This is a genomic window from Actinoplanes sp. NPDC026670 (genome assembly GCF_040638175.1).
GTDB lineage: Bacteria > Actinomycetota > Actinomycetes > Mycobacteriales > Micromonosporaceae > Actinoplanes.
Genome location: NZ_JBEZXU010000025.1, coordinates 41,760 through 62,507, shown reverse-complemented (window position 1 = coordinate 62,507; position 20,748 = coordinate 41,760). Strand labels below are relative to the sequence as shown.

Annotated in this window: 20 protein-coding genes; 11 read left to right on the top strand and 9 right to left on the bottom strand. The window is 71.3% G+C overall.

What is annotated here, in order from left to right; all coding sequences use genetic code 11:
* Positions 1–52: 52 nt before the first annotated feature.
* The gene (locus tag AB0E94_RS24385) at positions 53–514 is read right to left on the bottom strand and encodes a GNAT family N-acetyltransferase (RefSeq protein WP_360329708.1); all 462 of its coding nucleotides are present in this window, start codon (positions 512–514) and stop codon (positions 53–55) included.
* Positions 515–711: 197 nt separating this feature from the next.
* Positions 712–1,281 (bottom strand): hypothetical protein, encoded by a 570-nt coding sequence (locus tag AB0E94_RS24380; RefSeq protein ID WP_360329705.1) that lies wholly within the window; start codon positions 1,279–1,281, stop codon positions 712–714.
* Between the two features lie 81 nt (positions 1,282–1,362).
* Between AB0E94_RS24380 and AB0E94_RS24375 the strand changes: the two genes are divergently transcribed.
* Together AB0E94_RS24375 and AB0E94_RS24370 are read left to right on the top strand one after the other, a co-directional pair.
* Positions 1,363–1,569: a heavy metal-associated domain-containing protein gene (locus AB0E94_RS24375; protein WP_360329703.1), complete on the top strand. Its 207-nt coding sequence runs from the start codon at positions 1,363–1,365 to the stop codon at positions 1,567–1,569.
* Positions 1,562–2,539 (top strand): hypothetical protein, encoded by a 978-nt coding sequence (locus AB0E94_RS24370; protein ID WP_360329700.1) that lies wholly within the window; start codon positions 1,562–1,564, stop codon positions 2,537–2,539. The genes AB0E94_RS24375 and AB0E94_RS24370 overlap by 8 nt, the downstream gene beginning before the upstream one ends.
* Here the strand turns inward: AB0E94_RS24370 and AB0E94_RS24365 are convergent.
* Positions 2,536–3,669: an SAM-dependent methyltransferase gene (locus AB0E94_RS24365; protein WP_360329697.1), complete on the bottom strand. Its 1,134-nt coding sequence runs from the start codon at positions 3,667–3,669 to the stop codon at positions 2,536–2,538. The genes AB0E94_RS24370 and AB0E94_RS24365 overlap by 4 nt on opposite strands.
* 102 nt (positions 3,670–3,771) lie before the next feature.
* Here AB0E94_RS24365 and AB0E94_RS24360 point away from each other — a divergent pair, with 102 nt between their 5' ends.
* Positions 3,772–4,401: a biliverdin-producing heme oxygenase gene (locus AB0E94_RS24360; protein WP_360329694.1), complete on the top strand. Its 630-nt coding sequence runs from the start codon at positions 3,772–3,774 to the stop codon at positions 4,399–4,401.
* A gap of 60 nt (positions 4,402–4,461) precedes the next feature.
* Here the strand turns inward: AB0E94_RS24360 and AB0E94_RS24355 are convergent, their stop codons facing one another.
* The 3 genes from AB0E94_RS24355 to AB0E94_RS24345 all read right to left on the bottom strand — a co-directional run bounded on the left by AB0E94_RS24355 (position 4,462) and on the right by AB0E94_RS24345 (position 7,427).
* Positions 4,462–6,249 carry a DEAD/DEAH box helicase gene (locus AB0E94_RS24355; protein WP_360329691.1) on the bottom strand — a complete coding sequence of 596 codons (1,788 nt, stop codon included), beginning with the start codon at positions 6,247–6,249 and terminating at the stop codon, positions 4,462–4,464.
* A gap of 253 nt (positions 6,250–6,502) precedes the next feature.
* On the bottom strand, positions 6,503–6,727 hold the full coding sequence (locus AB0E94_RS24350) for a DUF3107 domain-containing protein (protein WP_093618831.1): 225 nt from the start codon (positions 6,725–6,727) through the stop codon (positions 6,503–6,505).
* A gap of 40 nt (positions 6,728–6,767) precedes the next feature.
* Complete coding sequence (locus tag AB0E94_RS24345) at positions 6,768–7,427, bottom strand: TetR/AcrR family transcriptional regulator (RefSeq protein ID WP_109598501.1); 660 nt, start codon at positions 7,425–7,427, stop codon at positions 6,768–6,770.
* 300 nt (positions 7,428–7,727) lie between these two features.
* Here AB0E94_RS24345 and AB0E94_RS24340 point away from each other — a divergent pair, with 300 nt between their 5' ends.
* The 6 genes from AB0E94_RS24340 to AB0E94_RS24315 all read left to right on the top strand — a co-directional run bounded on the left by AB0E94_RS24340 (position 7,728) and on the right by AB0E94_RS24315 (position 15,722).
* Complete coding sequence (locus AB0E94_RS24340) at positions 7,728–9,326, top strand: Daple (protein WP_360329687.1); 1,599 nt, start codon at positions 7,728–7,730, stop codon at positions 9,324–9,326.
* On the top strand, positions 9,326–10,303 hold the full coding sequence (locus AB0E94_RS24335) for an alpha/beta hydrolase (RefSeq protein ID WP_360329684.1): 978 nt from the start codon (positions 9,326–9,328) through the stop codon (positions 10,301–10,303). The genes AB0E94_RS24340 and AB0E94_RS24335 overlap by 1 nt, the downstream gene beginning before the upstream one ends.
* Positions 10,304–10,373: 70 nt before the next feature.
* Positions 10,374–11,291 carry a DUF3152 domain-containing protein gene (locus AB0E94_RS24330; RefSeq protein ID WP_360329681.1) on the top strand — a complete coding sequence of 306 codons (918 nt, stop codon included), beginning with the start codon at positions 10,374–10,376 and terminating at the stop codon, positions 11,289–11,291.
* A gap of 70 nt (positions 11,292–11,361) precedes the next feature.
* Positions 11,362–13,536, top strand: a complete 2,175-nt coding sequence (locus AB0E94_RS24325) for a DUF3152 domain-containing protein (protein WP_360329679.1) — start codon at positions 11,362–11,364, stop codon at positions 13,534–13,536.
* A gap of 109 nt (positions 13,537–13,645) precedes the next feature.
* Entirely contained in the window at positions 13,646–14,827 is a 1,182-nt protein-coding gene (gene moeZ / locus AB0E94_RS24320; RefSeq protein ID WP_360329676.1) for an adenylyltransferase/sulfurtransferase MoeZ, read from the top strand.
* Between the two features lie 88 nt (positions 14,828–14,915).
* A complete protein-coding gene (locus AB0E94_RS24315; RefSeq protein ID WP_360329674.1) occupies positions 14,916–15,722 on the top strand; it encodes a squalene--hopene cyclase in 807 nt (268 codons plus the stop codon).
* A 580-nt stretch (positions 15,723–16,302) separates the two neighbouring features.
* Here the strand turns inward: AB0E94_RS24315 and AB0E94_RS24310 are convergent.
* A complete protein-coding gene (locus AB0E94_RS24310) occupies positions 16,303–17,544 on the bottom strand; it encodes a glutamate-5-semialdehyde dehydrogenase (RefSeq protein WP_360329671.1) in 1,242 nt (413 codons plus the stop codon).
* A 12-nt stretch (positions 17,545–17,556) separates the two neighbouring features.
* Positions 17,557–18,669, bottom strand: a complete 1,113-nt coding sequence (gene proB, locus AB0E94_RS24305; protein ID WP_360329669.1) for a glutamate 5-kinase — start codon at positions 18,667–18,669, stop codon at positions 17,557–17,559.
* Between the two features lie 62 nt (positions 18,670–18,731).
* Here proB and AB0E94_RS24300 point away from each other — a divergent pair, with 62 nt between their 5' ends.
* Positions 18,732–19,040, top strand: a complete 309-nt coding sequence (locus AB0E94_RS24300) for an MGMT family protein (protein WP_360329667.1) — start codon at positions 18,732–18,734, stop codon at positions 19,038–19,040.
* Here AB0E94_RS24300 and AB0E94_RS24295 read toward each other — a convergent pair.
* The gene (locus AB0E94_RS24295; protein WP_360329665.1) at positions 19,030–19,713 is read right to left on the bottom strand and encodes a WHG domain-containing protein; all 684 of its coding nucleotides are present in this window, start codon (positions 19,711–19,713) and stop codon (positions 19,030–19,032) included. The two genes, AB0E94_RS24300 and AB0E94_RS24295, sit on opposite strands and share 11 nt — an antisense overlap.
* Before the next feature lie 110 nt (positions 19,714–19,823).
* On the opposite strand from AB0E94_RS24295, the gene AB0E94_RS24290 reads away from it, so the two are divergent.
* Positions 19,824–20,747, top strand: coding sequence for an NAD-dependent epimerase/dehydratase family protein (locus AB0E94_RS24290; RefSeq protein WP_360329663.1), 924 nt, complete (start codon positions 19,824–19,826; stop codon positions 20,745–20,747).
* The last annotated feature ends 1 nt before the right edge of the window (position 20,748 follow it).

The window sequence follows — 20,748 nt, the reverse complement described above, 5'->3', positions numbered from 1 at the left end:
CGGGTGGAGGTGCAGCCCGTGCCGCGCGCGGTTTGTCGGGTGGTGGGGGAGTTCAGGGCTGGCCGAGGATGGCGTTTCGGGTGGGGCGGCGGTCGATCTCCATGAAGCGGTGGGCGCCGGCCAGATCTTCGAAGCCGGAGCGCCGGTAGACGTCGTGGGCGTCTCTGGTGGCCAGGAGGAAGCGCAGGATTCCGCGGTCGGAGAGGTCGGCGACGATCGTGTCGATCATCCATTGGCCCAGGCCTCGGCCCCGGTGGGTTTCGTCGACGAAGACGTCGCAGATCCAGGCGAACGTGGCGCCGTCGGTTACCGCACGGGCGAAGGCGACCTGTTCGGCGCCGTCGGTGGTGAAGATCGAGTAGGGGAGGGAGCCATCGATCGACCTGGCCACCAGGTCGTAGGAGCGGCCGGCCGCCCAGTAGGACTCCTCGGAGAGCCAGCGGTGCACCCGGGTGAAGTCGACGCGTTTCGGGTCTGCGGTCAGGACGTACCCATCGCGTGCCAGATCTTCCATCAGCTCCTCCTTCGTCACATTTCCGCAAGGGGCCGGTCGCATGGTGTCACAGCCGCCGATCCACCTGGTCGCCGAGGCCGAGGTGTCACAGCAGGTGGGCAGCCGGAATAGCCAGGTGGGCAGCCGGAATAGCCAGGTGGGCAGCTGGAAAGGCCGGATCGGCACGCGGGCGGCGCCGGCGAGGTGTCGAGGGATGGTCAAGCGAACCATCCGGCGTCCAGGTCCAGGTTGTCGTCGACGAGGACCCACTCCTCCTCGATCTCGGCGATCTCCCAGCCGGCCCCGGTCAGCGCGCCGGTCAGGGCGGACAGACGCGCCCGGGCGGCAGGCAGATCGACCTGATGGCACCGCTGGGTCACGAACCTCTCCTGCACACCGTCCGGCCGGACCCGCCGGGCGTTGCGGGACAGGCGGGCGTCGTGCTGGACGGCGATCCCGCGTACGCCCTCGGGGTCTGACCCGGCGGGAATCAGCAGCTTGACGTGATGCTCGAAGTAGAGGCCGGGCCGGGTGGCGGCCTCCGCCGCCGCAGCCTCCACCTTGAGCCGGGTGACCGGAAAGTCCAGCGTGGCCGCGACCCGGCGGGCATCCGCCTCGGCGGAGGCCGGCGTGCCGTCGGACAGCCAGCTCAGCATCGGCTGGCTGGCGTGCTCGCCGCGGTCGAGCAGGATCCGGGTGTACTTGACGCCGTGTGACGCCGCCCACGATCGAAGCTCATCGTCTGACGCATCGGCGGACACCGTCAGATGGATCTCATATCGGCTCACCGGCGCACCGTAACCGCAAGGTACGACATCCCGTAGGCTCAGGGCAGAAGTCAGACCGGCTGAAGGGATCGTATTGTGGCCGTGACCAGCACTTTCACCGTGACGGGCATGACCTGCTCGCACTGCGTTCAGTCGGTCACCCAGGAGCTCTCGGCGCTTCCCGGCGTCACCTCGGTGCAGGTCGATCTCGCCTCCGGCGGGGTGACCGTGGCCAGCGAGGAGGCGCTCTCCGGCGAGGCGGTGCGCGCGGCCGTCGACGAGGCCGGGTATGAGTTGGCGGATGCCTGACGAGCAGGAGGCCGAGCCGGCGTTCGGGCTGTCGACGAAGACGGCGGCCGAGGAGGGTTCGGGGTTCCGCTTCGCCGCGATCGGGGCGCTCCTGATCGTCGTGCTGTTCGCCGGTTACGGCCTGGGCCGGCTCAACAACGGGACCGGAGGGACCGGCACCCCGGCGGCCGCCACCACCCTCACGACCCCGTCGGCGAGTCCGTTCGACGAGAGCCAGCCGCACGTGCACGGCACCGCCGGCCCGATCACCGCGAGCGGCGGTGGCGCCCCGGTCGGCGGCCTCTCGCTCAGCGGCGGCGGCCTCACGCTGACCCCGTTCAGCACCGTCTTCGAGGCCGGTGTGCGGCAGCGGCTGGAGTTCACGATCAACGGGCCGGGCGGCGCGCCGGTCACCACGTTCGCGGTCGTGCACGACAAGCCGCTGCACCTGATCGTCGCTCGCCGTGACCTCACCGGCTTCCAGCATCTACATCCGGTGATGGCGGCCGACGGCACGTGGAGTGTCGACCTGGCCTTCGCCGAGCCGGGGGTGTATCGGATGTTCGCCGACTTCACCGCGCAGGTCGGCGGCGCCCAGGTGGCGAGCACGCTGGGCAGCGACCTGACGGTCCCGGGCAACTACATCCCGATCACCGCGCCCGATCCGGTCCGGGCCGCGACCACTGACGGTTTCCAGGTGGGGTACGAAGGCACGCCCACCACCGAGTCCACCCAGCCCCTGCTGATGACCGTGACCGACGCTGCCGGCCGGCCGGTGACGCTGGAGCCGTATCTGGGCGCCTTCGGTCACCTGGTCGTGCTCCGGCAGGGTGACCTCGGCTACGTCCACGTGCATCCGGAGACGCAACTGGTCGACGGCAGGATCAAGTTCTGGCTGGCCGCCCCGAGCCCGGGCACCTACCGGATGTTCCTCGACTTCCAGGTCGCCGGAAAGGTGTCCACGGCGGCCTGGACAGTCGTGGTGAGTTAGAGCATCCCGGCCAGCGCCGGGGTCACGCCCCACTGGGCGGTCAGCGAGTCGTACTCGGCCCGCTGATCGGGGGTGGGCGCAGCCCCGGTCCGGCGGGCCCGCAGCATCAGGTTGCGCGGCGTGTGCGCCGAGTCGATGAACTCGACCACCTCCACCCGGTACCCGTGCAGCCGCAGCAGGGCGGCCCGCAGCGAGTCGGTCAGCACGTCGGCGAACCGCTCCCGCAGGATGGCGTGCCTGGTCATCTCCCCGTACGGCGCCGGCGCCGAACCCCGCTTGAGCTGCGCCGCGATGTCATGGTGGCAGCACGGGGCGGCCAGCACCCACCGGGCCTGCCACTCGACCGCCCGGGCCAGCGCCTGATCGGTCGCGGTGTCGCAGGCGTGCAGCGCGAGCACCAGGTCCGGCGCGAACGGCAGCTCCGCGTCCTCGATGGTGCCGGCCACGAACGTGACGTCGGCGGAACAGCCTAGTTCGGCGGCGACGGCGCTGTTGCGTACCCGCTGATCCTCGCGGACGTCGACCCCGACGACCTGGACCGGAACGCCCCGCCCGGCCAGATATCGATAGGCGGCGAAGGTCAGGTAGGCGTTGCCGCAGCCCAGGTCGACGACGCGCAGCGGCGTCGGTAGGTCGTCGGGCAGGGTCGCGGCGAGCGCCCGCAGGAAGGCGTCGATCTGGCGGCGTTTCGCCGCCGTGCCGCCGACCACCGAGAACAGCGGGTCGCCCGGATCGAGCAGCCACTGCTTGGCGCGGTCGTGGGCGGCGGGAGCGGCCGGCGTCGCGACGGCGGCCGAGCGGTGCACCTGCGCGTCGCCCTTCTTCGTCACCCGGACCTGCACGGTCGCCGCGTCGGTCTCCACGTGCCAGTTGCCGAAGGGCTCGGCCAGCAGCGCGTCGACCGCCGCGGCCGCCTCGTCGCCGTCGACGTTCCGGGTGTACGGCCGGGCGCCGTCGTCGGTGACGATCTGGAGCCGCCGCCCGTGCTTCAACGTCACCGGCCGTAGCTGCGCCCGGGTCACCGTGGGCGTGTGCCCCCGGCGCCGGCCGGCCGCGACGGCCCGGGTGAGGCCCGGCGCGAGCAGAAGCTCCCGCACCTCGGCGAGGACTGATTCGAGCGGTTCTGGCATGACTTCCATTCTGCTCTGCGGCCGAGATGGCCCTTCGGGGCTATGTCACCTGGCCCTTTGGGGCGATGCCGCCGCGCACTGTCGCGGTTAAGTTGATCAGCGATGTCCACGCTTCTCTCCGACCGACTATGGGAGATCAACCGCGACAGCGCCGGGTCCGGGCAGAGCCCGTTCGTCACCCACCTGGCGTCCGGTCGGCTGCCCCTGGCCGCGTACGCCGAACTGCTCGGCCAGTACTGGTTCATCTACGAATCGCTGGAACTGGCCGCCACCGCGATGGTCGACGACCCGGTGGCCCGCGCGTTCGTCTACCCGGAGCTGTTCCGCCTGCCCGCGCTCGAGTCGGACCTGCGGTTCCTCTTCGGAGCACGCTGGCAGAGCCGGCTCACCGCGCTGCCCGCGACCACCACCTACTGCACCCGGATCCGTAGCGCCGCCTTCGGCCGGGCCACCGAGTACGTGGCCCACCACTGCACCCGCTACCTCGGCGATCTGGCCGGTGGGCAGTGGCTGGGGCAGGCGGTCGTGGAGGCGTACGGATTCCGCCGTGAGGGTTTCCGGTTCTTCGTCTTCGAGGGGATCGACCCGCCGCTGTTCCGGGCCCGTTACCGGGAACGGCTCAACGCGCTGCCGTGGGCCCGCCGCCAGCAGGACGCGTTCCTCCGCGAGGTGGACGCGGCCTACCGGCTGAACATGGACCTGCTGGCCGAGCTCTGGCAGAACTGGTCCTGACGAACCGGCCCGGAAAACCGTCGTGGGACCGGTGTGCCCGGTCCCACGAGGTGGAGCGGATCAGACGTCGGCGGTGGTGCCCACGCCGGCCTCGGAGCCACCGGACAGGTCGGCCCCGGCCGGGCGGGTGGTGCGGCGACGACGACGGCGCGGGGCCGCGGACTCGCCATCACCGGTCTCGGCGGGTGCGGCGGGAGCCGCCGACTCCTCGGCGGGTGCGTCGGAGAAGGCCACCGTCGTGGCCGGGGTGCGGCGGCGACGGGTCCGGGCGCGGGGAGCGGCGTCCTCCGCCGGGGTCTCCGATACGGCCGGCGCCTCCGACACGGCCGGGGCCTCGGTGACGACGCCCTCGACTGGTGCGGCGCCCTCCTCGACCACCCCGCGGCGGCGACGCTGACGCTGACGCGCGGGCCGCTCGGTGGCCTCGCCGGACGAGGTGGTCTCCGCCGACGGCCCGGAGTCGCCGCCACGGGACCGGCCACGGCCGCCCCGATCACGGTCACCACGGCCACCACGGCCACCGCGGCCACGCCGGCCCACGGTGCCGAGGTCCTCCTCGACCTCCGCGGAGAGCCCGGCCCGGCTGCGCGAGGCGGTCGGCAGGGTGCCCGAGATGTCGGTCGGGATCTCCAGGTCCGCGTAGAGCGCGGGCGACGTGTGGTACGTCTCCGGCGGCTCCGGCATGGAGAGGCCGAGTGACTTGTCGATCAGCACCCAGCGCGGCATGTCCTCCCAGTCCACGAAGGTGACCGCGACGCCGGTGGCGCCCGCCCGGCCGGTCCGGCCGATGCGGTGCGTGTACGTCTCCGGGTCCTCCGGGCAGTCGTAGTTGATCACGTGGGTGACACCCGAGACGTCCAGGCCACGGGCCGCCACGTCGGTCGCCACCAGCACGTCGATCTTGCCGCTGCGGAACGCCCGCAGAGCACGCTCACGGGCGCCCTGGCCGAGGTCGCCGTGCACCGCCGCGACCGCGAACCCACGGAAGTCGAGGTCCTCGGCGACCCGGTCGGCGGCCCGCTTGGTCCGCGTGAAGATCATCGTGAGGCCACGGTCCTTGGCCTGCAGGATCCGGGCCACCATCTCCACCTTGTTCAGCGGGTGGGTCCGGTAGACGACCTGCTTGGTCAGCGGGGACGGGCCGCTCTCGGTGGTGTGCCCGGCGTGGATGGTGACCGGGTTGCGCAGGAACCGGCGGGACAGGGCCACGATCGGGTCCGGCATGGTGGCCGAGAACAGCATCGTCTGACGCTGGTCCGGGATCATCGCCAGGATCTTCTCGACGTCCTCCAGGAAGCCCAGGTCGAGCATCCGGTCGGCCTCGTCGAGCACCAGCGCCCGGATCGAGCTCAGCTTGAGCTGCTTCTGCTTGCAGAGGTCGAGCAGGCGGCCGGGGGTGCCGACCAGGATCTCGACGCCCTTCTTGAGGGCTTCGACCTGCGGTTCGTACGCCACGCCGCCGTAGATCGGCAGGACCCGGACACCCCGGGTGCTGCCCGCCGCGGCGAGGTCACGGGCCACCTGGAGACCGAGCTCACGGGTGGGGACGACGATCAGGGCCTGGGGCTGGCCGTCGGCGCCCTCACTGGGCGCGAGGACGCGCTCCAGCATGGGCAGGCCGAAGCCGAGGGTCTTGCCGGTGCCGGTCGGTGCCTGACCGATGAGGTCGGTGCCGCGCAGCGCGATGGGCAGCGCGTACTCCTGGATCGCGAACGCGTGGGTGATGCCGGCCTTGGCCAGGGCCTCGACAGTTTCGGCGCGAACGCCCAGCTCAGCGAAAGTGGGGCTGTCCGGGCGGACCGGTGCGCGGGTGGTGACGGGGACTAGAGCTTGCTCGTTGTCGGTCATGAAGTTTTACGGGTGCCCTCTCGTGGTGCGCCCGTCGGAAGTCTTTGGGCGCGGTCTCGTATAGGCGCGGGCCGCACGCTCGAAAGCGGGCCACACGCGGGCCGTCGACTCGACAGATCGACGGTTACGCAGGCCACTCTACCCGACCTGGTAGCAGACGCACCGAGAGAGAGTTACGGGAGGGAGCCCTGAGACCAGGGCGCCCTCCCGTTGCAAAGAAATCCCGTTACAAAGAAATCCCGTTACGAGAAATTCAGCGGGTGGTGAAGCCGAAGGGGCGGTGCGACGCCTCGGCGATCTCCACGTAGGCCACCTTGGCGACCGGAATGATCACCTTGCGGCCTTTCTCGTCAGTAAGCGTCAGGACGCCGTCCTTGGCCAGAGCATCCGTCACGGCCTGCTCGACCTCCGCCGGGGTCTGAGCGCTCTCCAGCACAAGCTCGCGCGGCGACTGCTGCACGCCGATCTTGACCTCCACGGAGTCCCTCCTAAAAAGATCCGTCTACCCGATCGAAAGGCTATCCGATTTCGGGGGCCATACCGGCCGTTGAACCGCCCTGCAGCGGGAAGCTGGCGATCCCACGCCAGATCAGCGCAGCTACGAGCGCTTCGGCTTCAGCTTTGGGCGTACGCCGTCCGTTGGCGAGCCAGAACTGCGCGGCCTGCCCGGCCGCCCCGGCGAGGCCCGAGGCGAGCAACTCGGCCTGATCCGGACGCAGCCCGGTGTCCGAGATGATGGTGTCCGTCACAGCGGCGATACAGCCCTGTTCGACCCGTTCCACCCGCTGGCGGACCTGGGGGTCGTTGCGCAGGTCGGACTCGAAGACGAGCCGGAACGCCTCGCTCTCGTGGTCCATGAAGTCGAAGTACGCCCGGACGGCGCCCTTCACACGGTCCTTGTTGTCGGGGGATGCCAGCATGGCCCCGCGCACCTTGGCGATTATCGCGTCACAGTGCGTGTCCAGCAGGGCCAGGTAGAGCTCCAGCTTGCCGGGGAAGTGTTGGTAGAGGACAGGCTTCGAGACGCCCGCCCGCTCCGCGATGTCGTCCATCGCGGCGGCGTGATAGCCGTGCGCGACGAAGATCTGCTGCGCGGCGGCCAGCAACTGCTTGCGTCGCGCCGAACGGGGCAGGCGGGTGGGTCGTGCGGTCTGTGGCCCGCCGGACGCAGCGGTCATTTCTTTGAACCTCCAGGGGGGTCGGGTCCCCGCGGTTTGTCGTCTCGGATTGCCCGGATCGGCGCATGTCGCGGTCGTGCGGGCAATTGTCGCGACGCTGCAACTTATCGCCACTGCAACGACACGGTAGCCTCAGCGGGGGCGAGCGAGGAGCGCGCGGTGGATGAATCAGGGCATTCCGGAGACACGGGAGCCTCAGTGGGTGGCAACGGAGCCGACCCGCATGACCGCACAAGGATGAACGGCTGGGCCGACGACGACAGTTCGTGGCCCCACACGGGAGCGGCATTGGAGCAGGGAGTGGACACGCCACCATGGCGTCGCCCGTCTGACGGGCGCACCTTCGGACGGCAGCAGGTCCCGGCGGAACGTCCCTTCGGGGCCGCGCCCGCGTCAGGGATCCCCGCGCCTGCGGCGAGCTCCGAGATTCCCCCGTCCGGGTCCACCGACTCATGGTCCCCCGAGCGGAGCCGTCTCGCCGACATCCTGGGCCATCACCGTCGTCCGCCGACGGCTTCCACGCCGAGCAGCGCTCCGCCTTTTCCGTACGAGGGTGACCTCGACGACTCCTACCAGCCCCGGGCCGCCGTGCCGCAGCCCCGGCCGGACTGGGTGCCCGAGCCGGTCCAGGGGCCGCCTCCGGTCGCGCCGGTCTCCGGTGAGCCCGGCCGCTCGCGGCACGCGCTGGTCACCGACACCCTGGCCCAGGGGCTCCCGCAGCTCGACGGGCCGGCCGACTCGTTCGACCCACCGGGTTTCTCCCGCCGGTCGTACGATCCGGTTGAAACACCGCCCTACGCCCCGCCCGGTGACGCCGACAACGACGGCGACCAGCGCGGGACACTCCCGCAGCGCGTCCCGGCCCAGCCGGACGTCCCGAGAGTTCCGGAGCCGCCCTCCGTGGAACCGTCGGCCGAAGCGCCCGCATTGGCCCGCATCGCGACGCACCTGCGCCGCGGCGACGTCGTACCCGCCCAGGAGCGCCAGGAGGGCTTCGACGTCCAGGACATCCTGGCCGCGGTCCGCGAGGTGCCGGGTGTCCGGGACGCCTCGCTGCGGGCCACTCCCGCCGGCGCGCACAGCCTCCGCCTCGACCTGTCCGACGGCGCCGACGCCGCCGAGGTGAGCCGCCAGGTGGCCCGTCTGCTCCAGGAGCGGATGGGCCTCGACGCGGCGATGCCCGCCGACTCGCCGTTCCGTCCGGCCAGCGCCCCCGTCTCGTCGCCCCGCAGCACGCCGCTGCTGCCCAGCCAGCCGACCCGGCCGGCCCGGGCCGCGGTGCCGGTCGCCCCGGTCTCCAGCCCGGTCGCCCCGGTGTCGAGCCCGGCCCGCCCGGTGTCCTCGATGCCGTCGTCGCCGGTCTCCGCGGCGCCGGTGTCCGGGCTGCCGCACCCGCCACTGGACAAGCGGACACCCGGGGTCAACGCCGGCGCCGCGCTGGTCCCGGCGGACGCTTCCAAGCCGCGGCCGCTCGACCCGGGCGACAACCCGGGCCCCCGCGTGATCATCGAGAACGTGCACGTCAACACGTTCGGCGCGGACGCCACCGTCGAGGTCCGGCTGCGTGCCGGCGGGCGCAGCGCCGCCGGTGTGGCCACCGGCCCGGCAGTCGACGGTTACCTGCTGCGCCTGTGCGCCACGGCCACCGCGGGCGCGGTCGACGAGCTGCTCTCCACCTCGCAGCACGAGGACGGTCCGGCCCGGTGCTTCGTCGAGCACGCGGCGTCGGTCTCGTTCGGGCAGATGCAGGTCGCCGTGGTGGTGCTGTTGCTGTCCTGCGGCGGCGGCTGGGTCGAGCAACTGGCCGGCTCGGCGGTGGTCACGGGTGACGATCGGCACGCCATGGTGCGCGCCACACTGTCCGCTGTGAACCGTCGGCTCGAGGCACTCTTGGCCTGATGAAGGGTGCGATTCTGGCCGACGACAGTGCGCTGTTGCCGGAGGGGGAGGTTCCGCCGCCATGGCCTGCGCGCCGGGTCGCGGTCGGCGGGTCGATGATGCACGTGCGGGACACCCCGGCGCTGAGCGACACGGCGGAGCCCGCGGTCTACGTGCACGGTCTCGGCGGCTCCTCGCAGAATTTCACCGATCTGGCCGGCCTGCTCGCCGACCGGCTCGACGGCCAGGCTGTCGACCTGCCCGGTTTCGGCTACAGCGATCCGAGTCCGCGTTACTCGATCGCGGCGTTCGCGGCCACGCTCGTCGACTATCTGGAGCACGCCGGCCGCGGCCCGGTCCACCTGATCGGCAACTCGCTGGGCGGCTCGATCTCGGTGCGGGTGGCGGCGTTGCGGCCCGATCTGGTGCGTACTCTCACGTTGATCTCCCCGGCGATGCCGTTCCTCGACCCGCGCCGCACCGCGCAGGGCCCGGTCCTGCCGCTGCTCGCGATGCCCGGCGCCGAGCGCCTGATGGCCTGGGCGCTGACCCGGATCACCGCTGAGGAGATGGCCGAGCAGGTGCTGGAGGCGTGTTTCGGTGACACCACCAAGGTGCATCCGCAGCGGCGGGCCGAGGCGATGGAGGAGATCCAGCTCCGCTACACGGTCGCCCATTACCCCAAGGCCTATCTCGGTACGTTGCGCGGGCTGGTCAGCAGCTTCCTGCGGGCCTACCTGCCGGGGGCCGACTCGCAGTGGCGTCTGGCCGCCCGGATCCAGGCGCCGACGCTGGTCATCGGCGGCCTCAACGACAGGCTGATCGACCCGCGGGTGCCGGCCCAGGTGGCCCGCGTGATCCCGGACGGGCGGCTGCTCATCCTCCCCGGTGTTGGTCACGTCGCCCAGATGGAGGTCCCCCGTCTGGTGGCCCGGGCCGTGGTCGGCCTGCTCGACGACGTGCACCGCGACGTCCGGACGACCTCGCCGGAGCGCTAGCCGACGCTCCACCCGGTCGATCGGTTGCGCGATGTCGTGAACCGCACAAGATCCACTCGGGGTGTGAGCGGTGACCGGTTTCGTGCGAGTCTGGACCACGATGACCACTCCCGCCGGCCCCGCCACCGAGTCCCGTCCGCTGTCCCCGAGCGACCGGTGGCGTCAGGTCTGGCTGGTCGTCCTGGCCGCGGCGCTGGTGCTGCTCACCGTGGTCGCGGTCAGTCGGCCGTTCGACTCCCGGTCCGGTCCGCCCGGTCATCCGGCGGCCGCGGCGTCGCCCGCCCAGTCGCCGAGTCTCGTGCCGCCGAGTCCCATGCCGTCGCCGCCGTCGCCGGTTCCCACCGACGAGGTGAAGGCCCCGGTCTTCCCGGCCGCCGGCGTGATGAAGCTGGACGGCGACGTGCCGGTGAAGGGTTCCGGCCAGTTCGAGTATGCGAACGAGCGCGGCCCGGTCGTCGGCTCCGGGGGCCGGCTCCGCCGGTTCAAGGTCGCCGTGGAGAAGGGCAGCGGGGAGGACGTCGCCGCGTTCGCCGCGCAGGTCCGGGCGATCCTGGAGGACGAGCGGAGCTGGGTCGGCTCCGGCTCGGTCCGGATGCAGATGGTGGCCGGGGCGGACCAGGCGGACTTCACCGTCTACCTGGCCACCCGGGACACGGCCGGCCGGATGTGCGAGGTGGGCGGCACCAACATCCGGATCGGCGGGGTGCCGTTCACGTCGTGCCGGGCGGTCGGCAAGGCGATCATCAACCTGGATCGCTGGCGACTGTCGGCGCAGCCCTACCTGCTGGCCGGGACCGATCTCGCGGCCTACCGGCAGTATGTGATCAACCACGAGGTCGGGCACGAGCTCGGCCACCGGCACGAGGGTTGCCCGAAAGCCGGCGGACCGGCGCCGGTGATGGTCCAGCAGACGCTGACCCTGCGTGGCTGTGTGCCCTGGTCCTGGCCCCGTAACAACAACCGGAACCTGGCCGGGCCACGGCTCTGAGGCGCCCTTCCGGTACGGAAATCCGAAAGTCCTGTGACAGACGGTGAGTCGTGGCAGGCTGACGCTTGCTATGGCAAACGCGACAAATGGCCCCGTTGACCCGGACGCCGGCACCGACCGGCGTGGCCGAGCCGCGCGCTCCCGGGCCGAGGCGGCACCGCCGCCCGCCGACGAGAAGCCGGCCCGGCGGCGCACCGTAGCCGCGTCCACAGCCACCACCCGGTCGCCGCTCACCGCGCCGGCCGAGCCCGCCCGCAAGAGTGTCCGGCGCGGCGCCACCGAGGACACCACCCGGAAGACCGGCGCCGCCGCGGAGACCTCCCGGAAGACCGGCGAGCCTCCGGTCAAGTCCACCTCGTCGAGGACCGCCACGGGACGCGCCCCGGCCCGCAAGACGGCCACCGCGCCGATCGAGCCGATGCCACCGGCGGAGGAGAAGCCGGCCCGCCGCCGGACGGCGACCACGCCGATCGATTCGGTGCCGGCCGACGAGAGGCCGGCCCGCCGCCGGACGGCCACCGCGTCTGTCGAGTCGCTGCCGGTGGACGAGAGGCCGGCCCGGCGCCGGACGACGGCGCCGGTCGAGCCACCGCTTCCGGGGGAGCAGAAGCCGCCACGCCGCAAGACCGCCACCGCACCGGTCGAGCCGCCGCTGCCGGCCGAGGAGGAGAAGCCGGTACGCCGCCGGAGCACCGCGAGGACCAGGCCCGAACTGGAGCCCCCCAAGCCCGCCCTGAGCGACCCGCAGAGCCACGAACCACCGCCCCCGCTGACCCGGGGCATCCTGGAGCTCGCGGCGCAGCGGGTGGCCGCCTCCCGCCCCCGCCCGGCCGAGCCCGAGACGCCGCGTCCGGCCGACGACGACCCGATGGCGGCGCCCGGCGCGTACCTGAACCCGCGCAGCACGGCGCCACGCCGTACCCGGGCCGGCGCCCGCACCACCCCCCGGGAGGCCCCGTCGGTCGACAACGGCTGGCTCGGGGCACCGATGGAGCACCGGGTGGAGCCCGAGCCCGAGCCGCCGGCCGTCGTCCTGCCCGGCACGAGCCCCGACGACCAGTACCCGCGAACCATGAACCGCGGCCTGCCGCCGAGCGTGCGCCTGCCGGCCGAACTGCCGGACAACCTGTGGCCGCCGAAGTCGCTGCTGGAGCGCAACCTCGCGGAGAACATCCACGTCCCGGCGGCGGTGCCCCCACGGGTGGAGGACCCGTGGGAGGCCGAGGAGCCGGAGCCGCCGGAACCGGTGGCCGACGAGCACCTCTACGTGGTGTCGCCGGATGCGAACCGGTCCACCGTCGAGATCCACCGGCACGAGGAGGCGGAGCCCGAGTTCCTGCCGTCGGTGCTGGAGCATCCGGAGACGGAGAACGAGTACGTGCCCGCGCACTCGCGGCCCCCCGGACCGGCACGGCACGCGGTGACCGAGACAGCCGCCGATCGTCGCGTCCGGCGTCGCCGGAGGACGGTGCTGGTCGCGTACCTGCTGCTGGTGATCTTGGTGTTGATCGTCGGTCATGAGCTGCGCGACGATGAGCGGCCCCTCGCTCCGGGACGGGAGGCCGCGCAACGCGCGGACGAGCCGGCGGGCATCGGGCCGGCAGCCGGACCGGAGCCGCAGCAGACCGCGGACGTGCCGGCCCGGACCGATGCGGACGGCGGCGGCAAATCCGCCGGCAAGGGCAAGGCCGGAGAGTTCGGGTACGCCCAGGAGCGCGGCCCGATACTCGGTGACGGTGGCCGGCTGTACCGGTTCCGGGTGGCGGTCGAGGAGAACGTCGCCGACACGTCGCCCACCGAGTTCGCCGACGCGATCGACGAGACCCTCGGTGACGACCGGAGCTGGATCAACGACGGCCGGCTGCGGCTGCGCCGGGTGCCGAGGGCCGGCGAGGCGGACTTCACCATCTACCTGGCCTCGGCGAAGACGTCGGAGAAGATGTGCGCGACAGGGGGCCTGGAGACCGAGGGTTACACCTCGTGCCGGGTCCCCGGGCAGGTCATCATCAACGCCGACAGGTGGGCCGACGCGGTGCCCGAATACGACGGCAAGCTGGACACCTACCGCCGTTACACGATCAACCACGAGGTCGGCCACGAGCTGGGCCACGGGCACGAGGCCTGCCCCGGCGAGGGCGAGAAGGCCCCGGTGATGCAGCAACAGACCTTCGGGCTCAAGGGGTGTACGCCGAACGCGTGGCCCTATCTGGACGGCGAACGTTACGCGGGTAAGCCGATAGCCTGAATTATTCCGCGATCCCGCATGTCGGGCCCGTGGCCAACGTCATGGATCCGCGCCTGCGAATCGAGCAACAATGGGCGGCGATCCTTACCACCGAACCCGGGGAGTGAATGTGGCTCTGCCCCCGCTCGTCGAGCCGGCCGCTGAGCTGAGCGTCGACGAGATCCGCCGCTATTCGCGTCACCTGATCATCCCCGACGTCGGGATGGACGGGCAGAAGCGGCTGAAGAACGCCAAGGTCCTCGCGGTCGGCGCGGGCGGTCTCGGCTCGCCGACGTTGCTCTACCTGGCCGCGGCCGGTGTGGGCACGCTCGGCATCATCGACTTCGACACGGTCGACGAGTCCAACCTCCAGCGCCAGATCATCCACGGCGTCTCCGATGTCGGCACGCCCAAGGCGGAGTCTGCGGCCCGGAGCATCGCCGAAGTGAACCCGCTGGTCAACGTGGTCATTCACAACACCGCGCTGGACCGCGACAACGTCAAGGAGATCTTCAGCCAGTACGACCTGATCGTCGACGGCACCGACAACTTCGCCACCCGCTACATGGTGAACGACGCCGCGGTGCTGCTCGGCAAGCCGTACGTCTGGGGCTCGATCTACCGTTTCGACGGCCAGGCGTCGGTCTTCTGGGAGGAACACGGTCCCTGCTACCGCTGCCTCTACCCGGAGCCCCCGCCGCCCGGCATGGTTCCGAGCTGCGCCGAGGGCGGCGTGCTCGGCGTGCTCTGCGCGTCGATCGGCTCGATCCAGGTCAACGAGGCGATCAAGCTGATCACCGGCATCGGTGAGCCGCTGGTCGGGCGCCTGATGGTCTACGACGCCCTGGAGATGGAGTACCGCAAGATCAAGGTTCGTAAGGACCCGAACTGCGCGCTCTGCGGGGACAACCCGACCGTCACCGACCTGCTCGAGGACTACGAGGACTTCTGCGGTGCGGTCTCCGAGGAGGCGCAGGAGGCGATCACCGGCTCCACGATCTCGGTCCGCGAGCTCAAGGACTGGCAGGACAGCGGCAAGGACATCTTCCTGGTCGACGTCCGTGAGCCGGCCGAGTGGGAGATCAACCGGATCCCCGGCGCGACACTGATCCCCAAGGGCGAGATCCTCTCCGGCGAGGCGCTCGCGAAATTCCCGCAGGACAAGCAGATCGTCCTGCACTGCAAGTCGGGCGTGCGCTCGGCCGAGGCCCTCGCCGCGCTCAAGTCGGCCGGGTTCAAGGACGCCGTGCACGTCCAGGGCGGCATCGTGGCGTGGGTCAACCTGATCGACCCGTCGCTGCCGTCGTACTGACGGATCTCCGTCCGGGGAGTCACCATCGAGTGACTCCCCGGATGGAACAGACCTGCGATTCACAGATCCGACGCGTACCGTCGTCACTGTGATCGATATAGACGCCGCGATCGGCTACGTGGTCGCCCATGGTGATCCGGTGGAGCGGGCGCGGTTGTCCCATCTCAGGACCGGGCAGCCGGCGCCGGCGGAGGCCGTCGAACGGATCGCCGAGGGCCAGATGGTGGCCGGTGGCTGGTCCGCCTCGGCCGAGGGTGACATCCCCTCGATCGACGCCACCTGTTACCGCCTCGCCGAGCTCGACGGCATCGGCGCGCTGAACAGTCCGGTCGGGGTCCAGGCGTTGCAGTGGCTGGCCGCCGCGCAGCGTGGTGACGGCACCTGGCAGGAGCACGAGTCGCTGGCCGATGAGGCGCCGGCCTGGGCGCTGCCCGGCGACCCGGAGGCGACCCTCTACCAGACGTCGGTGGCCGGTTTCTGGCTGACCGCGGCGTCCGTCGAGATCGATCCCTACCAGACCAGGTCGCCGTGGAGCGAGGTGCTGCGGTCCGCCGCGGGCTGGGTGGTCACCCAGGTCCGGCCGGACGGCACGTGGCCGTCGTTCCTGGCCGCCGGCTGGCACGCCGCCGTTCTCCTGCACCAGCAGCAGTTCTACTACGAGTCCGCGCGGATGCAGCAGGTCCTCGGCGACCGGCTGCCGGACATGTCACCGGCCGACGTGGCGTCGATGGCGACGGCGCTGCGCCGGGTCAACCTCGCCGACGACTGGCTGTTGCAGAGCGCCCGCAAGCGGCTGGCGCAGACCCAGCGGGTCGACGGCGGCTGGGACAGCAATGAAGGCCCGCTCTTCGACGTCAACACCACCCTGACCGCCTTGCGGGCCTTCCGCACCTAGAAACCCGGCCCACATGGTTGTCCGGCAGCCCCAAGACGGCGGCTGGGTTCTCACCGCTGACGTCGATAAGGCACCCGTCCACCTGCGGAAACGTGGTGGCGACTGCCGTCGGAGGCTTTTGGATCCCGATTCGGGTCCGCTCTGCGCCAGCCGCCCGGAGCCGATCGTCACCCCAGGGCCGATCTTGCACGATCCTCCACGCACCCCGAGTCGATCTTGCACGATTCTTCGCGACGCCCGAGTCGATCTTGCACGAATCTTCACCCTGGGGCCGATCTTGCAGGTATCTCCATGCTCTGGCGGGTAAACACGTGCAAGGTTCACGCCAGGGTGTGGACCTTGCACGATGCTGCATGCCAGGACATGAAGGATCGTGCAAGATCGCCGCGAGCAGGCACATTCGTGCAAGATCCAGAAGTCCGCGCAGGGAACAACTGGTGCCTCATGACACCACTCGCACCCAAACGCCACTAAATCCGGCGCGCCCTCGAAGTCGCCGTTCAACGCCAGCCAGCCCCACAGATCCCGCAAAGCCGGCGCGCACCGCTGCCTCACCCGTGCCGATGCAGCGGGAGCGGGTTCACCGGGTGTGGCCGTTGCCCGTCACCACGTACTTCGTGGAGGTCAGCTCGGGCAGGCCCATCGGCCCGCGGGCGTGCAGTTTCTGCGTGCTGATGCCGATCTCCGCGCCGAACCCGAACTCGCCCCCGTCGGTGAACCGGGTCGACGCGTTCACCATCACAGCCGCCGCGTCCACCCCGGCCACGAACCGGCGGGTGGCGCCCACCGACTCGCTGACGATCGCCTCGGTGTGGCCCGTCCCGTACCGCCGGATGTGGTCGAGCGCGTCGTCCAGCCCGTCGACGACCGCGACGGTGATGTCCAGCGACAGGAACTCGGTGCCCCAGTCCTCCTCGGTGGCCGGCACCACGTCGTCGCTGTACCCGGCCACCCGGGCGTCGCCGTGGACTGTCACTCCGGCGTCGGCCAGCGCGGACAGCACCAGCGGCAGGAACGTGTCGGCGATCTCGGCGTGCACCAGCAGCGACTCGGCCGCGTTGCACACCGAGGGGCGATGCGCCTTCGAGTTGATCGTGATGGCCAGCGCCTTCTCCAGGTCGGCGGCCGCGTCGACGTAGACGTGACAGTTGCCCACCCCGGTCTCGATCACCGGCACCGTCGACTGCTCGACCACGGTCCTGATCAGGTCGGCGCCGCCCCGCGGGATCAGCACGTCGACCAGGCCACGGGCCCGCATCAGCTCCTTCACCGAGTCGCGAGTGGTCGCGTCCAGCAGCTGGATCGTGTTCGCCGGCAGGCCCGCGTCGGCGACCGCCTTGCGCAGCACCGAGACGATCGCCGCGTTCGACGAGAAGGCCGAGCCGGAACCGCGTAGCAGCGCCGCGTTACCCGACTTGAGGCAGATGCCGGCGGCGTCGGCAGTCACGTTCGGCCGGCCCTCGTAGATCATCCCGACCACGCCGAACGGCACCCGGATCTGCCGCAGCTCCAGGCCGTTGGCCAGGGTCGACCCGCGCACCACGTCACCGATCGGGTCGGGCAGGGCAGCGAGCTGGCGCAGCCCGTCGGCCATCGCGGCGACCCGCTCCGGAGTCAGCAGCAGCCTGTCGATCATCGACTCGGACGTGCCGGCCGCCCGCGCGTTCGCAACGTCGACACCGTTGGCGTGCACGATGTCGTCGGTCCGCTCGACCAGGCGGTCGGCCATCAGCAGCAGCGCCGCGTCCTTCTCGGCACGGGTGGCCGCGGCCAGGTCGAACGACGCGATGCGGGCGGCCGCGGCCTGCTCCAGCACACTCATCAGGAAGCCTCCCTACAGCAGCACCAGGTCGTCGCGGTGGACGACCTCTCGTTCATATCCCGGCCCCAGTGCCGCGGCCAACTCGGGAGTGGATCGCCCGAGCAGGGCCGGTAGTTCGACCGCGTCATAGTTGACCAGTCCGCGCGCTACCGGCGTACCGGATAGGGCGTCGATCAGATCCACCGGATCGCCGGCGGCGAACGAACCGTCGACAGCGGTGATGCCGGCCGGCAGCAACGATTTGCGCCGGGCCACGACCGCGGCGACCGCGCCCTCGTCGAGATGCAGCCGCCCGCGCGGCGCGGTGGCGTGGGCCAGCCAGAAGAGCCGCGCGGCCGGCCGATGGTCGGCCGCCTCGAAGAGGGTGCCGACCTCGTCGCCGGCCAGCGCCGGCCCGGCCAGGGGCGCCGCGGTGAGCACCACCGGGATGCCGAACCCGGTCGCTATCCGGGCCGCCTCCACCTTCGTCACCATGCCGCCGGTGCCGACCCCGGACTTGCCGGCCGAGCCGATCGCGATCCCTTCGAGATCGCTGTCGTCGCGCACCAGCGGAATCCGCCGGGCCGACGGGTCGGCCGGATTGCCGGTGTAGAGCGCGTCCACATCGGAGAGCAGCACCAGCAGGTCGGCGTCGGCGAGCGCGGCGACCAGCGCGGCGAGCCGGTCGTTGTCACCGAACCGGATCTCCTCGGTGGCGACCGTGTCGTTCTCGTTGACGATCGGCAGCGCACCCAGGTCGAGCAGTTTGCGCAGCGTGCGGTACGCGTTCCGATAGTGTGCCCGGCGCGTCACGTCGTCCACGGTGAGCAGCACCTGCCCGACCGTGAGCCCGTGGCGGGCGAACCCGGCCGTATACCGCGCGATCAGCAGACCCTGGCCGACCGAGGCGGCCGCCTGCTGAGTGGCCAGGTCACGTGGCCGCCGCCGCAGCTGGAGTGGGGCGAGCCCGGCGGCGATCGCGCCGCTGGACACCAGAACCACCTCACGCCCGCCGGTCGCCAGCGAGCCCAGCACGTCGACGAGGGCGTCGACCCGTTGCTCGTCGATGCCGCCCGTCGCGGTGGTCAGCGAGGACGACCCCACCTTGACCACGATCCGGCGCGCACCGGTCACCACTTCCCGCACCTGGCCCATTGTGCTCGGCCGGGCGGCGCCGACCGTCGTCCGATCCCATATCGTGGCGGGTTGTGACACCGCAGGAGTACGTCGAAGAGGTCCTGGCGCTGGTGGAGAGCATCCCGGCGGGGCGGGTGATGTCGTACGGCGCGATCGCCGACGCGCTGGCCGACCGGTCCGGCCGCAACTCGCCCCGGCAGGTCGGCCGGATCATGGCGTTGCACGGCGGCGGCGTCCCGTGGCATCGGGTGTGCAGCGGCGGCGGCCGGCTCCCACCGGGTCACGAGGCCCGTGCGAAGGCGTTGTTGCTGGCCGAGGGCGTGCCGATGCGCGGCGACCGGGTACTGATGGCGTCGGCGGGCTGGATGCCTACCGAATGAGCCCCGCGTGCCGGGCCGCACCCCGCAGTTGATATTCGAAGAATCCTCGCCGGTCCTCCTCGACCGACTTGTTGAGCTGCCCGAAGAGTTCCGCGCTGATCGCTCCGCAGATCTGGAAATACGCCGCGATGGCGTCGGCCACCAGGCGGGTCGGCAGGTCTGGCAGGACGGAGGCGGCGATCGGGGCGAGTTCCTCCGCGAAGCGCCCGGTGAGCGGTTCGCGAGAGACCAAGACCCCTGAGGTGTACGCCTCCGTCAGCGTCGCCCCCAGCAGGAGCAGGACCCGGGTGGCCGGAACGATGGTGTCCTGCGGTGCCTGGTAGCCGGGAACCGGGCTCCCGTAGATCAGTGCCCACTCGTGCGGACTGGACAGTGCCCACTCCCGTGCCGCATGCCCGGCCGCCAGCCACTTCTCCGTCGGCGTGCCGGCCCCGGCCGCGGCCTGTTCAGCGGCCTCGCCGACCGCGTTGTAGGCGTCGATGATCAGCGCCGTGAGCAGCTCGTCCCGGCTGGCGAAGTATCGATAGACCGCTGACGAGGCCATGCCCAGATCCCGGGCGACCGCCCGTAGCGACAGGTTCGCCCCGTCGGTGGCCAGGTGACGTTTCGCCACCGCCTTGATCTCTTCAGTCATCTCGGCCCGGACCCGGGCGCGAAGGTTTGCGGCGCTCATGTGGCCAGTGTGCCACAACGAGAGCACTGCTCTTGCATGTTCGGTGGATCGTGTGCGATCGTTGTCCTCAACAGAGAGCACTGCTCTCAAATGCGAGCAAGGAGAACGTCATGCACCTCGTCATCGGCTCCGGCCCGATCGGCTCCACCGTCGCCAACCTGCTCGCCGAGCGGGGCGAGCGGGTCCGCATCGTCACGCGCAGCGGCAGCGGCCCCGAGCATCCCCTGATCGAGCGGGCTACCGCCGACGCATCCGACGCCCGCCGCCTCACCGAGCTGGCCCAGGGCGCCGAGGTCGTCTACAACTGCGCCAACCCGAAATACACCGAGTGGACCGAGAAGTGGTTCCCGATGAACAACGCGATGATCGCCGCGGCCAAGTCGGCCGGCGCGGTCTACGCCATCACCGGCAACCTGTATGGCTACGGCCCCCAGCCCGGCGGCCTGATGACCGGGGACACCCCGCTCGCCGCGACCGGCCGTAAGGGCCGCGTCCGGATCCGGATGTGGCAGGACGCCCTGGACAGCGGCGTGCGCACGATCGAGGCCCGCGCCTCCGACTACCTGGGCGCCGGGTCGGTGGGCGTCTTCTCCAGCGTGCTCCTGCCGGCCATGGCCAAGGGCCGCACCGCCTGGGGCCCGGCCGACGTGGACGCCCCGCACACCTTCTCGTACACCGGCGACATGGCCCGCACCCTGGTCGAGCTGGCCCGCGACGAGCGGGCGTGGGGCAAGGCCTGGCACGTCCCGTCCCCGCCCGCGATCTCCATCCGCCAGCTCGCCGCCCGGTATTGCGCCCTCACCGGCCAGCCGCCGTTGACGGTTCGCAGCATGCCCCGCTTCGTGATGCGCACGGCCGGCCTGGTGATCCCGATGGCCCGCGAGATGGCCGAGATGGATTACCAGTTCTACGCGCCGTTCGTCCTCGACTCGACGCTGACCGAGCGCACCTTCGGCCTCACCGCCACCAGCCTCGACGTGCCCCTGCGCGAGACCGCGGCGGCCGCGGCGGCCACCGCCGCCCGCACGATGTGAC

Coding starts and splice junctions, on each gene's coding strand:
- AB0E94_RS24345 (WP_109598501.1), bottom strand. CDS start 7,427: ATGACCGCTGCGTCCGGCGGGCCACAGACCGCACGACCCACCCGCCTG.
- AB0E94_RS24355 (WP_360329691.1), bottom strand. CDS start 6,249: ATGACCGACAACGAGCAAGCTCTAGTCCCCGTCACCACCCGCGCACCG.
- AB0E94_RS24385 (WP_360329708.1), bottom strand. CDS start 514: ATGGAAGATCTGGCACGCGATGGGTACGTCCTGACCGCAGACCCGAAA.
- AB0E94_RS24370 (WP_360329700.1), top strand. CDS start 1,562: ATGCCTGACGAGCAGGAGGCCGAGCCGGCGTTCGGGCTGTCGACGAAG.
- AB0E94_RS24335 (WP_360329684.1), top strand. CDS start 9,326: ATGAAGGGTGCGATTCTGGCCGACGACAGTGCGCTGTTGCCGGAGGGG.
- AB0E94_RS24365 (WP_360329697.1), bottom strand. CDS start 3,669: ATGCCAGAACCGCTCGAATCAGTCCTCGCCGAGGTGCGGGAGCTTCTG.
- AB0E94_RS24290 (WP_360329663.1), top strand. CDS start 19,824: ATGCACCTCGTCATCGGCTCCGGCCCGATCGGCTCCACCGTCGCCAAC.
- AB0E94_RS24310 (WP_360329671.1), bottom strand. CDS start 17,544: ATGAGTGTGCTGGAGCAGGCCGCGGCCGCCCGCATCGCGTCGTTCGAC.
- AB0E94_RS24295 (WP_360329665.1), bottom strand. CDS start 19,713: ATGAGCGCCGCAAACCTTCGCGCCCGGGTCCGGGCCGAGATGACTGAA.
- AB0E94_RS24325 (WP_360329679.1), top strand. CDS start 11,362: ATGGCAAACGCGACAAATGGCCCCGTTGACCCGGACGCCGGCACCGAC.
- AB0E94_RS24360 (WP_360329694.1), top strand. CDS start 3,772: ATGTCCACGCTTCTCTCCGACCGACTATGGGAGATCAACCGCGACAGC.